A 14,963-nucleotide genomic window follows, 5' to 3' on the forward strand; every position below is an offset into this window, starting at 1 on the left:
TACAATTTCATAGTTCTGGCCCTGTAGCGCAGCTGGTTAGCGTGCCGCCCTGTCACGGCGGAGGTCGCGGGTTCAAGTCCCGTCAGGGTCGCTCCGAGCGACGGGCCCTTCTTGGAGGGCCCTTCGTGTAGGACGCGGCAGCTGTGCCGCGCGGCTCTGTAGCTCAGTTGGTAGAGCGCACGACTGAAAATCGTGAGGTCACGGGATCGACGCCCGTCGGAGCCACAAGGACCGTCGTTACAGCGGTCCCAGAAACCCTCGCCTAGCTTCTACATGGCGGGGGTTTTGCTTTGTCACCCGCGATGCATGAGTTCTCTGAGTGCGACCACGCCGATCTCCCTCCCGTTGGTGAAGATCAGCCGCCAAGAATCCCCTCCACAACGTCCGCCGCGTTCGGCGCGCCGGCTCGGCGGAGCGCGCGCTCAGCGCGGAGCTCCCGGCGTGCACGCCGGCGGTCGTGGCGACGCTCGGCGCGCAGCTCGAATCCGCCATGGCACATCCCGCAGGAACAGACGCCGTGACCGTCGTAGCGCCACTCCCAGTGGCAGTGACCGCGGCGGTGAGACCAGGCTTCATCGGTGAAAGGGTCAGGCAGGTCGCACACGCCATCGGTGTGATCGTGGACCTCGGCACGACCGATATCGCCACGGGCGACACGAACGCGAAGCGGAACATGGGCGTCGGTACGAGACACAGCGGGCCTCCGCGGGTGCTCAGCGCCCCGGTCCGCTACCCCTCGGCGAAGGACGAACCGGGGCTACTCTTGCAGCCCCTCACGCGGTCGTGTCCTCATGGCCCCATCGTCGCACGTGCCACAGATATCCATGATGCTGGCCGCGCGCGCTCGTCCGCCGTCTACAGCTCCCCCGGCGACATCGCCTGCGCGTCGATCTCGTCGACGATCTCACGGGCGACAGAAGGCGCGCCGGCACGCCGCGGCGCGTAGACCACCAGCGAATGGAACATGAACCGCACCACGAACGCGACGACCAGGGTGATGCCGGCGGCGATGACGCTGGAGATGTGCCAGGTGTTCACCAGCAGCGCGATGACCGGGATCCGCACCGCAGCCTCGACGTTGTTGAACGCGAACGACTTCGCGAACCGACTGGCGGTGCCCGAGGCATCCGCTCGCAGGTCTTGGAAGACGAACCGCTCCTGCAGCACGAAGTTCGAGACGATGGTGACCTCGGCGCCGATGATCGCCGCCGGGATGTAGTGCATGCCCACCTCGGTCAGCGCCCACATGATCGCGAGGTTCGCGACCGCCCCGAGCGCGCCGATCAGCGCGAACAGCGACATCTTGCCGAAGCGCAGCGCGGTCAGCTGCACCAGGAAGTGCACGCCCTGCCGCACCGACGCCTTCGACTGGCCGGCGTACCGGTCGGCGAACCGGAACGGCACCTCGGCCACGCGCAGGCTGCGCCGCGCCAGGATCTCGAGCAGGATCTTGAACCCGCGAGGACGCAACCCCGCCAGATCGAGCCGCCGCCGGTCGACGAGGAAGAACCCGGTCATCGGGTCGGACACCCCTCGCAACCGCAGCGGGAACATCGCCCGGGTCAGCATGGTCGACAACCGCGACACCCACACCCGCGTGCGGTCGGCCAGCCCCTGCGCCGACCCTTCGCCCAGATAACGGGATGCCACGACCACATCGACATCGCCGGCGGCAAAGCGCGCCCGCAGCACGGGGATGTCCTCGGGGGGATGCTGCAGGTCACCGTCCATCACGAGGCACTCGTCGGCGGCGGCGGCGCGCAACCCCTCGAGCACGGCGCCGCCGAGCCCCCCGGTGGCCACGTCGCGGTGGATCAGCCGTACCGGCAGCGGCGCATCGGCGGCCACCGCACGGACCGTGTCGGGTGTGGCATCCGTGCTGTCGTCGACGAACACGATCTCGGCCTCGATGCCGGCCACCGCCGCGGCGATGCGGCGCACGAGCTCGGCCACGTTGGGCGCCTCGTTGTAGGTCGGGACGATGATCGACAGCTGCATGGGTCTTCCGGTCGCACGAACCCCCGTCGGGCGGGGTGTCACCATCGTGTCATGCCCGGGCATCCGCGCCCACCCGGCTGTGCGGATGCACAGCCGATCCTTGCCGATCCGATAGCCGCGTCAGTCGCCGTGTCGGGGCGACGGATGCGTGCCGGCACGGCCGACGAGCGCTTCGCCGGCCAGCTCGCGGTCGTGTTGGACGGCATCGCCGGGTTGCGCACAGTGCCCGCAAAGCCTGCACCTGGGAGAATGGACGCATGACGACCTCAGACAAGACCATCACGATGTTCGGCGCCGACTGGTGCCGCGACTGCATCCGCACCAAGAAGCAGCTCGACGAGTTGGGCATCGACTACACCTACGTCGACCTCGTCGCCGACCCGGCCGCCGCCGACGTCGCCAAGGAGATCTCGGGCCGCACGAACATCCCGGTCGTGGTGTACCCCGACTCCTCGCACCAGGTCGAGCCGTCGAACGCCGACGTCGAGGCCAAGCTGCGCGAGCTGTCGTTGATCTGAGTTCGCGCAATACGTCATAGAGTGGATGCCGTGGACGACGGCGTCGAGCGCAATACCCGAACGATCGAAGACTCGGTGATCACCGACTTCGAAGACCGCATGACCTACAGCGGTTACCTGCAGTTACGCACCCTGCTTTCGGCGCAGCATCCGCTCAGCGACCCCGAGCACCACGACGAACTGCTGTTCATCGTGCAGCATCAGACCACCGAGTTGTGGCTGAAGCTCATCCTGCACGAGTTGTCGGCGGCGTGCGCGTACCTGCGCGCCGACGAGCTGGCGCCGGCGCTCAAGTGCATCGCCCGGGTCAAGCACATCCAGAAGCAGATCACCGACCAGTGGTCGGTGCTGGCCACGCTCACCCCCGCCGAGTACGCCCAGTTCCGCGACGTGCTGGGCAATGCCAGCGGGTTCCAGTCGGCGCAATACCGCGCGGTCGAGTTCACCCTGGGCAACAAGCACGCCGGCATGCTGCGCGTGTTCGCCGCCGAACCCGACAACCTCGCGCTGGTGCAGGGCGCACTGGAGGCCCCGAGCCTGTACGACGAGTTCCTGCGCCTGCTCGCCCGCGCCGGCTACGACGTGCCTGAGCAGGTGCTGAACCGCGACGTGACGAAGGCGTGGTCGTTCACCCCCGAACTGGTACCGATGTTCACGGGCATCTACGCCGACACCGCCGCGCACTGGGGCGCCTACGAGACCTGTGAAGAGCTCGTCGACCTCGAGGACAACTTCCAGCTCTGGCGGTTCCGCCACCTCAAGACGGTCGAGCGCATCATCGGGTACAAGCGCGGCACCGGCGGCTCGAGCGGGGTCTCGTTCCTCAAGCGTGCGCTCGACCTGACGTTCTTCCCCGAGCTGTACGCGGTGCGCACCGAGATCGGCCGTTGACATGGCGCGCCCCGACGCGGACGCGCTGCAGGCACTGCTCGGACCCACCGCACGCCTGGTGCGCCGTGCGCTGACCAACGATGAGGGTGTCGCGCTCGCACCGTTCACCGACCACCACATCCACCTGCACCTCGTCGACGAGCACGCCCTGCCCGCGCACGGCATCGCCGCCGCCCTCGACCTCGGCGGCGACCCGGCCTACTTCGCCCGCCGCCCGAGGTCGGGCATTCCGCATGTGGAATATTCCGGCGCGTTCCTCACGGTGCCCGGCGGCTACCCGTCGTTCCGGGAATGGGCCCCGGCACAGATCGTGCGCATGGTGACCTCGCCGTCGGCCGCGCCGGGCACCCCCGGGGGCGCCCGCACGTCGGTCGACGAGATGGCCGACGCCGGGGCATCCGTCATCAAAGTGGCGTTGAACGCGGATGCCGGCCCGGTGTTCGACCGCACGACCCTGGACGCGGTGGTCGCCGCCGCGCACGAGCGGGGGCTGCCCGTCGTCGCACACGTCGAGGGCGACCGGATGACACAACTGGCGCTGGATGCCGGCATCGACGCGCTCGGCCACGCGCCGTTCACCGAACGGCTGGACGACGAACTCATCGCCCGCGCCGTCGCCGCCGGGCAGCGCTGGATCTCGACGTTCGCCGTGCACGACGACCCCCAGATCGCCATCGACAACACGGCGGCGTTCGCGGCGGCGGGCGGCACGGTGCTCTACGGCACCGACCTCGGCAACGGCGAACGGCCCAGTCGCCTGGACGTCGCCGAACTGCGCGGCCTGCACCGGGCCGGGGTGCGCGGCCCCGCCCTGATCCGTGCCCTCACCGATCCGTGGCCCCGGCCCGCGGCCGACGACGCGGTGGCGACGTTCGTGCCCGGGCCGCCGCCGGCCGACGCCGGTTCCATCCCGCACTGGCTGGGCGCGGCGACCGTCGTGCCGGCTGAGGAGTTGGCCGTCCACGAGCCCTGAGACCGCCCTGTCGCCGGATGCGTTCGGCGGCGCGTTCGGCGGGGACCCGCGGTGTCGGCGGGGAGCAATACACTGGCGCGATGGGCAACGACGCTCCCGATGCCGCCGCACCCGAGGCCGCGGCATCCCCCTCACCCGGTGTGCCCCGGCTCGGTGTCGCCGTCATCGTCCGCTATGCGATCGGCTCGATCGGCACCGGCGGGTTCGCCACCCTGCCCGGGCTGGTGCTGACCTACTACCTCACCGATTCGCTCGGCGTGGCCGCGATCATGGCCGGTGTCGTGATCACCGCGGCGAAGATCTGGGACGTGATCATCGACCCCGTCGTGGGCGCGCTCAGCGACCGCGACCGGGCGCGGCACGGCACCCGCCGTCGGTTCATGCTGATCGGGGCATGCAGCATCCCGCTCTTCTTCGCGCTCACCTTCGCCGCCCCGCCGGCGCTCGGCCCGATCCTCGGCGCCGTGTGGGTGCTGATCGCATTCCTGCTGACCGCGACGGCATTCAGCCTGTTCCAGGTGCCGTACATCGCCTTACCCGCCGAACTCACCGCCGGCTACGACGAACGCACCCGGCTGCTCACCTGGCGGGTGGTGGCGCTGACGCTCGCGATCCTGCTGTTCGGCGCGGGTGGTCCGGTGCTGCGCGATGTGAGCGCCGACCCGATCCTCGGCTACCTGGTGATGGGCATCGTCTCGGGGGTGGTGCTGGGGCTCGGGATGCTGGTGGCCACCACGGTCGCCCGGCACGCGGCCGCGGCCACCGGCGGCCAAGTGCGCCCGGCCGCCGCAGGCACCGACGCCATGCCGCGGGTGACCGCCGGCGGTGCCCCCGGCATCCGTGCACACTATGCCGCGGGGATCGCCGCGCTGCGCCGCAGCGCGCCGTTCCGCACCTTGCTGTCGGCCTACCTGCTGCAGGCGCTGGCCACCGGGCTCATGCTGGCGGGCGCACAGTACGTGGCGACCTGGGTGCTGCACTCCGAAGCCGCCGTGACGCTGCTGTTCGTCGCGCTCATCGCACCCGCGTTCCTCGCCGCCCCGCTGTGGGGACTGGTGTCGAACCGGTGGGGCAAAGAGCGCACGTTCGCGGCGGCGAGCGTGCTGTTCGCACTCGCCGCGCTCGCACTGTTCGGGCTGCAGTTCGCCCCCGGCGACTGGGCGTACGTGCCGGTCGCCCTGGCCGGGGTGGGGTATGCCGGCATGCAGTCGCTGCCGATGGCGATGCTGCCCGACGTGATCTCGCACGACGAACACGCGCACGGCCCCGGCCGTGCCGGCGCGTTCAGCGGGGTGTGGACCGCCGGTGAGACGGTCGGCTTCGCGCTCGGCGCTGCCGTGCTGTCGATCACCCTGGCGGTCACCGGATACGTCTCGTCGACGGTCGGGATGGCGGTGACACAGCCGGATGCCGCGGTGACGGGCATCGTCGTCGCCTTCAGCATCCTGCCGGCCGCCCTCATCGCGCTGAGCCTTCTCGCCTTGGCGCGCTACCGGCTGCGCCGCACCGACATCGAGCTGACCGGCACCGGGTCGCAGCCACGCTGACACCCGGTGTCGCGACATAGACTGGGCGGACCCTCGCCCGAAGGAGAGCGCCGTGTCGACACCCTCGAACGACCCGCAGAGCCCGGCCGAGCCCGACACCGCGGCGAAGCCGGGATCCGCAACCAAGCCCAAGGCCACTGCCACGCGCAAGGCCGCCGCCGCGGGCAAGGCCGCCGCGAAGCCCAACGCCGCCGCTGAGCCCAAGGCCAGCGCGAACCCGAACGCCGCCGCGCGTTCCCGGGCCGCGACGAAGCCGAAGACCGCCGCGGAGCCGAGCACCGCAGCCAAGCCCAAGGCCACTGCCACACGCAAGGCCACCGGCCCAGCCAAGGTCACCGCCACGCCCAAGGCCACTGCCACACGCAAGGCCACCGCGAAGCCCAAGGCCGTCGCGAAGCCCAAGGCCGCGGCATCCCCCACCCTGCCGGACGAGGTGCGCGCGGGCCTGGACGCCGCGATCGCCGCCGTGCAGACCGGCGCCCGCGCATGGGCCCACCTCACCCTCGGCCAGCGCGTGCGACTGCTGGAACGAGTGCGGGCAAGCGTGGTCACCTGCGCCGAAGAGTGGGCGTCGACCGCGGCCCACAGCAAAGGCCTTCCGGCCGGACATCCGCTCGTGGGCGAGGAGTGGTTGTCAGGCCCGTACGCGGTGCTGGGCGCGCTCGACGGCTACCTGTCGACGTTGCGCGCGCTCGAGAAGGGCACGAGTCCGCTCGACGGCGTGCGCACCGACATCGCCCCCGGCGGCCGGCTGCGTGCGCACGTCTTCCCGGCCACCGGCATCGACCACCTGCTGCTGTCGGGGTTCACCGGTGAGGTCTGGTTGCGGCCGGGTGTCACGCTGCCGCAGGCGCGGGATGCCGCGGGCCTCGGGCAGCGGCATCCCGATGCCGACGCGACCGTCGGTCTTGTGCTGGGCGCCGGCAACATCACCTCGATCCCGGTGCTCGACGTGCTCTACGAACTGCTGTCGGCGAACCGGGTGAGCGTGCTGAAGGTCAACCCGACACAGGACGCGCTGGTGCCGGTGTTCGAGCGCGCGCTCGCCCCGCTGATCGAGCCCGGATTTCTGCGCATCGTGCGCGGCGGCGGCGACGTCGGCGCCTTCCTGACCGAGCACGACGCGTTCGCGCACGTGCACATCACCGGCTCGGCGGCCACGTTCGACGCGATCGTGTGGGGCACCGGCGCCGCGGCCACCCGCCGCCGCGCGGCCGACACGCCGCTGCTGAAAACGCCGATCACAGCCGAGCTCGGCGGCGTCTCGCCGATCATCGTGGTGCCCGGCCGCTGGAGCGACGCCGACCTGCGCTACCAGGCGTCGCACGTCGCCACCATGCGGCTGCACAACAGCGGCCACAACTGCATCGCCGGACAGGTCGTCATCCTCAGCCGCGACTGGCCCCAGCGCGACGCGTTCCTGGCCGCATTGCGTGAGGCCTATCAGACGGCGCCGGCACGCCCGGTCTGGTACCCGAACAGTGCGGCGAAGATGGATGCCGCAGCCGACGACTATCCCGATGCCACCTGGTGCGCCGACCACACCCGCGCCATGGTCGAGACCGCCCCGGGCGGCGACGCGACCGCGCTGGAGTCCACCGAGTACTTCGCGCCGGTGCTCGGCGTGGTCGAGCTGCGCGGCAGCGGACAGGAGTTCCTCGACGCGGCCGTCGCCCACGCCAACGACAAGCTCGCCGGCACACTCGGCGCGAACGTGCTGATCGACCCCGACACCGAGGCCGCACTGGCGGACGGTTTCGAGCGGGCGATCGCCGACCTGCGCTACGGCGGCATCGCGATCAACACCTGGACCGGCGTCGTGTTCGCCACCCCCGTGCTGTCGTGGGGCGCCTACCCCGGTGCCACCCTCCACGATGTGTCGAGCGGCATCGGGGTCGTGCACAACACGAAGCTTCTCGCCGAGGTCGAACGCTCCGTGCTGCGCGGGCCGTTCCGCCCGTTCCCCCGCTCGCTCGGCCGTCGCGGCCGGTTCTCGGTGCTGCCCAAGCCGCCGTGGTTCGTCGACGCCCGCACCGCGACCCCGGTCGCCGAGGGCCTGACCCGGTGGCATATGCACCACAGCATCCCGGGCCTTGTCGCCACGCTCGCCAAGGCGATGCGGTCGTGAGCGCGAAGCCACTCGTCGCCGACTACGTCGTCGTCGGCGCGGGATCGGCCGGCGCCGCGCTGGCGGCACGGCTGAGCGAAGACCCGTCGGTGTCGGTGCTGCTGCTCGAGGCCGGCGACCCCGACGCCGCGCTCGAACTGCACGTGCCGGCGGCGTTCTCGAAGCTGTTCCGTGGCCGGTACGACTGGAACTACGACACCGTGGCGCAGCCGGGCCTCGACGGCCGCACCGTGTACTGGCCGCGCGGCAAGACGCTGGGCGGGTCGTCGTCGCTGAACGCGATGATGTGGGTGCGCGGGTTCGCCGCCGACTACGACGGGTGGGCGGATGCCGCGGGCCCAGGCTGGTCGTGGGACGCGCTCGTTCCCTACTTCGGCCGCGTGGAGCGCACCGAGGACGCCGCGGATCCGACGCAGGGCACCGACGGCGCGCAGCCGGTCGAGCACCAGCGCGACCCGCGGCCGCACACCGCCGCGTTCCTGCAGGCCGCGCGCGAAGCCGGCTACCCGGTGACCCCGGCGAACCTGCCGAACGGGCAGGGGTTCAGCCAGACCATGGTGACCCACCATCGCGGGGCGCGTGCCTCCACCGCCGACACGTACCTGCGGCCGGCGCGCCGGCGCCGCAACCTGCGGGTGCTCACCGGCGCGTTCGTGCGCCGAGTGAGGTTCGACGCCGCCGTCGGCGACCGCACCGGCGAGCTCCCCCGGGCCACCGGCGTGTACGTCGACATCGACGGCATCGCCCGGCACGCGTCCGCCCGGCGCGAGGTGATCCTCTGCGGCGGGGCGGTGAACACCCCGCAGCTGCTGATGCTGAGCGGGGTCGGGCCCGCCGATCACCTCGCCGACCACGGCATCCCGCTCGTCGCCGACGCCCCCGAGGTCGGCGCGAACCTGCAGGACCACCTCGTCTCAGGGCTCGCACCCGCCGCGCGCGGCGGCACCCTGTACACCGCCGAGAAGCCGGCGCAACTGGTGCGTTACCTCGCCGCGCGGCGCGGGATGCTGACCTCGAACGTCGCCGAGGCGTACGGGTTCGTGCGCACCGAGGCCGCCGACCGGTTCGGCGCCCCGCCGGGCCTGCCCGACATCGAGATCATCTTCGCGCCCGCGCCGTACGTGGGCGAGGGGCTGGTGCCGCTGCCGGCCGAGGGCATCACCGTCGGCGCGATCCTGCTGCAGCCGCGCAGCCGCGGCACGGTGCGGCTGGCGTCGGACAATCCGGCCGACAAACCGCTCATCGACCCGGCGTACCTGTCCGACCAGGCCGACGTCGAGACGCTCCTGGCGGGGCTGGCCGTGTGCGAGCGGCTGATCGACACGCAGGCGTTGACGGCGGTGACCACTGGTGGCTGGGTGCAGCCGCCCGGTGGCGAGCGGATGTCGCCGGCCGAGCGCGACGAGCTGTCGCTGCGGCGCTATTCGCACACGCTGTACCACCCGGTGGGCACCGCACGGATGGGCCGGGACGAGGCATCCGTCGTCGACACGCAGCTGCGGGTGCGGGGCGTGGAGGGGCTGCGGGTGGCGGATGCCTCGGTCATGCCGACGATCGTGCGCGGACACACGAACGCCGCGGCGATCGTGATCGGCGAGGTCGCCGCCGACCTGATCCGCGGCCACTGAGACGGTTGCGGCCGCCACGGCGGGACACCCCGTCGGCCCGGGTCGGTCAGGAGCCCCAGTAGCCGTCCGGCTCGTCGGGCCCGACCTGATCGGGCTCGCGCGCATCGTCCGAAGCCGCGGCGCCGGCTGCGGCATCCGTCCCGCCGACCCCGGCGAACCGGTCGGTGGCCGTGCGCAGCGCGCGGGCGATGCCCGGTTCGGATGCCGCGTGCCCCGCGTCGGGCACGATGACCAGCTCGGCCTCGGGCCAGGCGCGGTGCAGGTCCCAGGCGGTCATCGCCGGGGTGCACACGTCGTACCGCCCCTGCACGATGGTGGCCGGGATGCCTCGCAGCGTGGCGGCCTCGTCGATGAGCTGCCCCTCGCGCAGCCAGCCGCCGTGCAGAAAGTAGTGGTTCTCGATGCGCGCGAACGCGACGGCGTGCTCGGACTCGCTCGACTCGGCGACGCGGTCGGCGTCGGGCAGCAGCGAGATCGTCGCCGCCTCCCAGCGGCTCCAGGCCACCGCCGCCGGCACGTGCACGGCCGGATCGGGGTCGGCCAGCCGCCGGTGGTACGCCTCGATCATGCGCGACCGCTCGAGCACGGGGATCGGCGCGATGAACTCCTCCCACAGGTCGGGGAACAGTGCCCCCGCCCCGCCCTCGTAGAACCATTCCAGTTCGTGCCGGCGAAGTGTGAACACACCGCGCAGCACCAGTTCGGTGACCGCGGCGGGGTGCGTCTGCGCGTACGCGAGCGCCAGGGCGCTGCCCCATGATCCACCGAACACCTGCCAGGCGTCGATGCCGAGGTTCTTGCGCAGCAATTCGAGGTCGGCGACCAGATGCCAGGTGGTGTTGTGCCGCAGGTCGGCGTCCGGATCGGACGCGTGCGGCGTGGACCGGCCGCAGCCGCGCTGGTCCATGAGCACGATGCGGTAATGCGCGGGGTCGAAGAAGCGCCGGTGCCACGGTGCGGTGCCGCCGCCGGGGCCGCCGTGCAGGAACACCACCGGCTTGCCGTCGGGGTTGCCCGACTGCTCCCAGTACACGCGGTTGCCGTCGCCGACCAGCAGCATGCCGGTGTCATACGGGTCGACGGGCGGATAGAGGATGCCCTCCAGGTGCGCCGGTGTGCTCACTTCGTCCCCCCGACGTTCGCAGGCTTGGTGAACGTCATGCGTTTACGTTATCGTGCACATCCCGCCCGGGCGAGGAGGTCGTGGCATCCCGACACGACTGCGCCGGGCAGGGAAACCACGCCCTGGGCCGCCGACGGAATACACGGTACCGTCGGATGCCGGCGCGGGCATAGGCTCGGGCCGGACCCGCCCCACCGTCGCACCGTTGTGGAAGGAGCCCCGGATGGAGCCGCTGCTGCTGGGCCTGCTGGTCGCCGTCGCCGGCATCCTGATCGTCGCCCTGGTCACCGCCGTCGCCCAGCGCATCGGCGTGGCCGGCCCGTTGCTGATGGTCGGCGTCGGGCTGCTCATCGCGCTCGTGCCGTTCGTCGACATCCCGCCGATCCCGCCCGACGTGATCCTCATCGGCGTGCTGCCACCGCTGCTGTATTCGGCGGCGGTGAATCTGCCGGCGCTGGAGTTCCGTCGCGACTTCGGGCCGATCGCCGGTCTGTCGGTGGTGCTCGTGGTGCTCAGCGCGCTGATCCTCGGGGTGTTCTTCTGGCTGGCGATCCCGAGCGTCGGACTGCCGTTGGGCATCGCGCTGGGCGCGATCCTCAGCCCCACCGACGCGGTCGCCACCTCGATCGTCAAACGGCTGGGCATCTCGCCGCGGGTGGTGACGATGCTCGAGGGCGAGAGCCTGCTCAACGACGCCACCGCCCTGGTGCTGCTGCGCACCGCCATCGCCGCGATCGCCGCCGGGTTCTCGGTGGGTGGGGCCATCGGTACGTTCGCGTGGGGTGTGCTCGTGGCCATCCTGGTCGGGGCGGTGGTGGGATGGCTCGTGCTGCGGCTGCGGGAATGGATCGGCGACTCGGCCGCCAACACGGCCGTCAGCTTCACCGTGCCGTTCTTGGCGTACCTTCCCACCGAGCACCTGGGCGGTTCCGGACTGGTGGCCGCGGTGGTGGCGGGCATCGTCACCGGGCAGGGTGCGCGCCGTCGGCTGACGCCCGAGCAGCGGTTGAGCGACAGGCTCAACTGGCGCACCGTCGAGCTCGTGCTCGAGGGTGCGGTGTTCTTGATCATGGGGCTGGAACTGCGCGAGATCGTGCAGCAGAACGCCGCCGACAGCGGCGGCCTGTGGCATGGCGCGTGGCTGGCGCTGGCCGCGCTCGGCATCGTGGTGGTCGTGCGCGCCGGGTACGTCTCGGCGCTGGTGTGGGGACAGGGCCGGCGGGCGCGTCGCATGGACCGCGACCGGCTGCAGAGTTTCAACGACCGATTGGATGCCGTCGCGTCGGGCGCGAAGCCGATGCCGGCGCCGCGCGGCAAGAAGGTCGATGCGGCGCGGCAGCAGCGCCGGGTGCAGTCGATGCGCACGAGGGTGAGCCGGCTGATCGCCGACATCGACTATTACCAGGCGTCGCCGTTGGGCTGGCGGCACGGCACGGTGATCGTGTGGGCGGGGATGCGCGGTGTGGTCACACTCGCGGCGGCGCAGACGCTCCCCCGCGACATCGAGCATCGGCCGCTGCTGATCTTCGTCGCGTTCCTGGTCGCGTTGATCAGCCTGCTGCTGCAGGGCTTCAGCCTGCCCTGGCTGGTGCGCAGACTGGGGTTGCAGGGAAGCGGCAGCGAGGCGATCACGGCGGCCGAGCGGCAGCGGGTGGACGACGAGTTGCGTGCCGCGGCCGGGCAGGCCCTGGCATCCGCTGATCTGCGCAAGCGCGATGGAACGCCGTTCAGCGCCGAGATGACCGAGCGGATCAGGGAGCGGCTGCAGGCTCCGCCGGCGGACGAGGGCGATGAGAGCGCGGTGACCACGCGCGAGATGCTCGAACTGCGGCTGGCGACGATCGCGGCCATGCGGCGGCGGCTCGACGAGCTCTCGCACGACGGGTCGGTCGGCTCGGCGGTGCTGCGGCACACGCTGGCCGAGTTGGATGCCGACGAGCTGAGTCTGCAGCTGCGGCTGGGCGACGGGTGACAGCATCGCGGGCGACGGGGGAGAATGGGGTGATGGATGAGACCGGCCCCCTCCCCCTGCCGCACGAGGCTGCCGCCTGCCCGGAGTGTTTCGAACAGTTGCAGCGTGACCGCGACTGGTGGCAGGCCCGGCCGGCGGGTGCCCGGCTGGTGGGTCTGGTGGTCGCGCGCGACGACATGCCGTCGATCAAGCAGCAGCGCGACGATCTGGCACGGTTCGGGGTGCCGATCGACGGGTTCCGGCACCCTGCGCCCGAGACGTTGGAGACGTGGGAGCAGCGACTGGTGCGACTGTTCGGCACGTTGCGGCGGGGCGACGTGCTGGTGGTGGCGAGCATCCATGCGCTCGGCCGTGACATCGACGAAGAGACCCGCACGGTGGCGGAACTGCAACGCCGCGGTGTCGTGGTGAAGGTGCTCAGCCATACCGGCCGTCACCTGTTCGACGCCGGGCGCTGACCCGGTCCGCGTCGCGGGGTGGGCCGGTCGAAGTGGGCGGCGGGCTGACCGGGCTGGGCGCCGGGGTCCGGGCTGGCGCCGGGGTGGGCCGGTCGAGGTGGGCGGCGGGGCGACCGGGCTGGGCGCCGGGGTCTGGGCTGGGTGCCGGAGTCTGGGCTGGGCGCCGGGGTGAGTGCCGGGGTCCGGGCTGGGCGCCGGGCTCGGGCCCGACTCCCCCATCTCCCCGGTAGTTGCCGCAAGTGGTGGGAAAGATCGCGATCATAACGACCATTCGCGGCAACTACTGAGGGGCGGGCGGTGCCGTCCGGCGACGGGATGCTCGGGGTCGAGAGCCGGCGCCGGTGGTGATGTCAGCAACCGGGTCCGGTGGGGTCTTCGGTGCAGGTGTGGGCGACCAGCATGGTGTGGGCTTCGTAGATGCGGATGCTCACCCCTACGGCGAGGAACTTCAGCATGGGGGCCCGTCTTTCCTGCCCAGGACTTCGCTCACAAGGAAGCCTGTTGGTGAGTGGTCGTCTTCTCTGAGCTCGACGGCCAGCGACTGAACCGGCGATCTCGTGTCCTTCACGAGGTTCGTGCCGTCGGAAGCGCGGATTTCGACGGATGACACGTCGTTGCACACGTTGAGCATGACGACCGAGAGATCTCCATCGATGCTCCGTGGTTCAACCAGACTGAGGCGGATCTGGCCACTCACGACGACACCTTCGGCGTGGTAGCGCGTCAGGGTCTTCTTGTCTGCATCACGTGCGCCGCCAGTGGCCCATCGGTAGACATTCTCGAGTGTTGCGGGATCTGACAGGTCGAGGTGATTCGTCGCGTTGATGTACGCACGGTACGTGTCCTCCGCCGCCTTGTAGGCGTCGGCTTTGCTGGTGAACCGCGGGCTCGGCGTCGGGCTCGGCGACGGGTGCGCCGCGCACCCGGTCAGCAGCCCGAGCACGAGTACGACGGCAGACACGAACGCGCGACGAGACATGCACGCCACCGTAGCGAGATCCACGCACACACCGTCAGAGTTATCCACAGCCCCCGACGCCAGGGCACACTCGCTCACTTCAGACAGGCATCACGGAGACCGAGACCCATGGAACGGCGCCGGTCGTCGCTCTCGGAGGTTGGCTCGCTGCGCGATTCCGTGCCCGGGGGTGGCGCGGTGGAGAGCCGGCGCCGGTGGTGGTGTCAGCAGCCGGGGCCGGTGGGGTCCTCGGTGCAGGTGTGGGCGACCAGCATGGTGTGGGCTTCGTAGATGCGGATGCTCACCCCGGCACTGGTGGATGTCACGAACCCGGGCACCGTCTGCGACTGCCCGGTGTCGAACGTGACGGTGGGGGTGTACGCGACGGTGACCGTGGCCGTGTACGTGCCCCGGTCACGGTAGATGTGACTGGTGGGAGTCGGAGTGAACCGCACTTCCCCCGCACGCGACCACAGCGTGCCCGGGGATCTAGTGGTGGTGTGGGTGTGATCCCCGGGTGTCCAGGTGAAATGGTGCGGGGTGAACCGGACGGTCACCGCATGATCGAACAACTCCCCATGCAGGGTCTGGGTGGGAGCGGTGGCGACCAGGTTCACCGGCAACCCGGCGATCCCCACCCGGTCCGGTTCGCTGACCAGCACCGGAGGCACCGGCCGGAACCGGGCCAGGTCGGTCAACGTCACGGCCGGGACCGTATCCACCCGCGGGCGCGGTGCCGGGCCCGGGGTGGCATCCGGGGTGAGTCGGC

General features: G+C 71.1%; 12 protein-coding genes and 2 tRNA genes. 10 read left to right on the forward strand and 4 right to left on the reverse strand.

Going from position 1 to position 14,963, the window contains the following annotated elements:
• Window positions 1-17: 17 nt before the first annotated feature.
• Both H577_RS0104530 and H577_RS0104535 read left to right on the forward strand, forming a co-directional pair.
• A tRNA-Asp gene (locus H577_RS0104530) sits at window positions 18-91 on the forward strand.
• Window positions 92-152: 61 nt separating this feature from the next.
• Window positions 153-225: transfer RNA gene (locus tag H577_RS0104535), tRNA-Phe, on the forward strand.
• A 630-nt stretch (window positions 226-855) separates the two neighbouring features.
• Here H577_RS0104535 and H577_RS0104540 read toward each other — a convergent pair.
• Window positions 856-1,998, reverse strand: a complete 1,143-nt coding sequence (locus H577_RS0104540; RefSeq protein ID WP_036283694.1) for a glycosyltransferase — start codon at window positions 1,996-1,998, stop codon at window positions 856-858.
• Between the two features lie 257 nt (window positions 1,999-2,255).
• Here H577_RS0104540 and H577_RS0104545 point away from each other — a divergent pair, with 257 nt between their 5' ends.
• The 6 genes from H577_RS0104545 (at window position 2,256) to H577_RS0104570 (ending at window position 9,683) form a co-directional block, all read left to right on the forward strand.
• Complete coding sequence (locus tag H577_RS0104545) at window positions 2,256-2,516, forward strand: glutaredoxin domain-containing protein (RefSeq protein WP_029144953.1); 261 nt, start codon at window positions 2,256-2,258, stop codon at window positions 2,514-2,516.
• Window positions 2,517-2,546: 30 nt separating this feature from the next.
• Window positions 2,547-3,407 (forward strand): tryptophan 2,3-dioxygenase, encoded by an 861-nt coding sequence (kynA, locus tag H577_RS0104550; RefSeq protein WP_029144954.1) that lies wholly within the window; start codon window positions 2,547-2,549, stop codon window positions 3,405-3,407.
• 1 nt (window position 3,408) lies between these two features.
• Window positions 3,409-4,380 (forward strand): amidohydrolase family protein, encoded by a 972-nt coding sequence (locus H577_RS0104555; protein ID WP_029144955.1) that lies wholly within the window; start codon window positions 3,409-3,411, stop codon window positions 4,378-4,380.
• An 80-nt stretch (window positions 4,381-4,460) separates the two neighbouring features.
• A complete protein-coding gene (locus H577_RS0104560; RefSeq protein ID WP_084515816.1) occupies window positions 4,461-5,927 on the forward strand; it encodes an MFS transporter in 1,467 nt (488 codons plus the stop codon).
• A 52-nt stretch (window positions 5,928-5,979) separates the two neighbouring features.
• Window positions 5,980-8,055: an aldehyde dehydrogenase family protein gene (locus tag H577_RS0104565; protein WP_342664740.1), complete on the forward strand. Its 2,076-nt coding sequence runs from the start codon at window positions 5,980-5,982 to the stop codon at window positions 8,053-8,055.
• Entirely contained in the window at window positions 8,052-9,683 is a 1,632-nt protein-coding gene (locus H577_RS0104570; protein ID WP_029144958.1) for a GMC family oxidoreductase, read from the forward strand. The genes H577_RS0104565 and H577_RS0104570 overlap by 4 nt, the downstream gene beginning before the upstream one ends.
• Before the next feature lie 46 nt (window positions 9,684-9,729).
• Here the strand turns inward: H577_RS0104570 and pip are convergent, their stop codons facing one another.
• Window positions 9,730-10,806, reverse strand: a complete 1,077-nt coding sequence (gene pip, locus H577_RS15105) for a prolyl aminopeptidase (RefSeq protein WP_084515818.1) — start codon at window positions 10,804-10,806, stop codon at window positions 9,730-9,732.
• A 223-nt stretch (window positions 10,807-11,029) separates the two neighbouring features.
• Between pip and H577_RS0104580 the strand changes: the two genes are divergently transcribed.
• Together H577_RS0104580 and H577_RS0104585 are read left to right on the forward strand one after the other, a co-directional pair.
• Window positions 11,030-12,778: a cation:proton antiporter gene (locus H577_RS0104580; protein ID WP_029144959.1), complete on the forward strand. Its 1,749-nt coding sequence runs from the start codon at window positions 11,030-11,032 to the stop codon at window positions 12,776-12,778.
• Window positions 12,779-12,810: 32 nt separating this feature from the next.
• Window positions 12,811-13,236 carry a recombinase family protein gene (locus H577_RS0104585; RefSeq protein WP_084515819.1) on the forward strand — a complete coding sequence of 142 codons (426 nt, stop codon included), beginning with the start codon at window positions 12,811-12,813 and terminating at the stop codon, window positions 13,234-13,236.
• 448 nt (window positions 13,237-13,684) lie between these two features.
• On the opposite strand, the gene H577_RS0104595 is transcribed toward H577_RS0104585, so the two are convergent.
• Window positions 13,685-14,239 carry a hypothetical protein gene (locus H577_RS0104595; protein WP_156876547.1) on the reverse strand — a complete coding sequence of 185 codons (555 nt, stop codon included), beginning with the start codon at window positions 14,237-14,239 and terminating at the stop codon, window positions 13,685-13,687.
• Window positions 14,240-14,418: 179 nt separating this feature from the next.
• Window positions 14,419-14,898, reverse strand: a complete 480-nt coding sequence (locus tag H577_RS15110) for a hypothetical protein (protein ID WP_051191745.1) — start codon at window positions 14,896-14,898, stop codon at window positions 14,419-14,421.
• Window positions 14,899-14,963 lie beyond the last annotated feature (65 nt).

Origin of the sequence: Microbacterium luticocti DSM 19459 (assembly GCF_000422405.1) — a bacterium.
Taxonomy (GTDB): Bacteria; Actinomycetota; Actinomycetes; order Actinomycetales; family Microbacteriaceae; genus Microbacterium; species Microbacterium luticocti.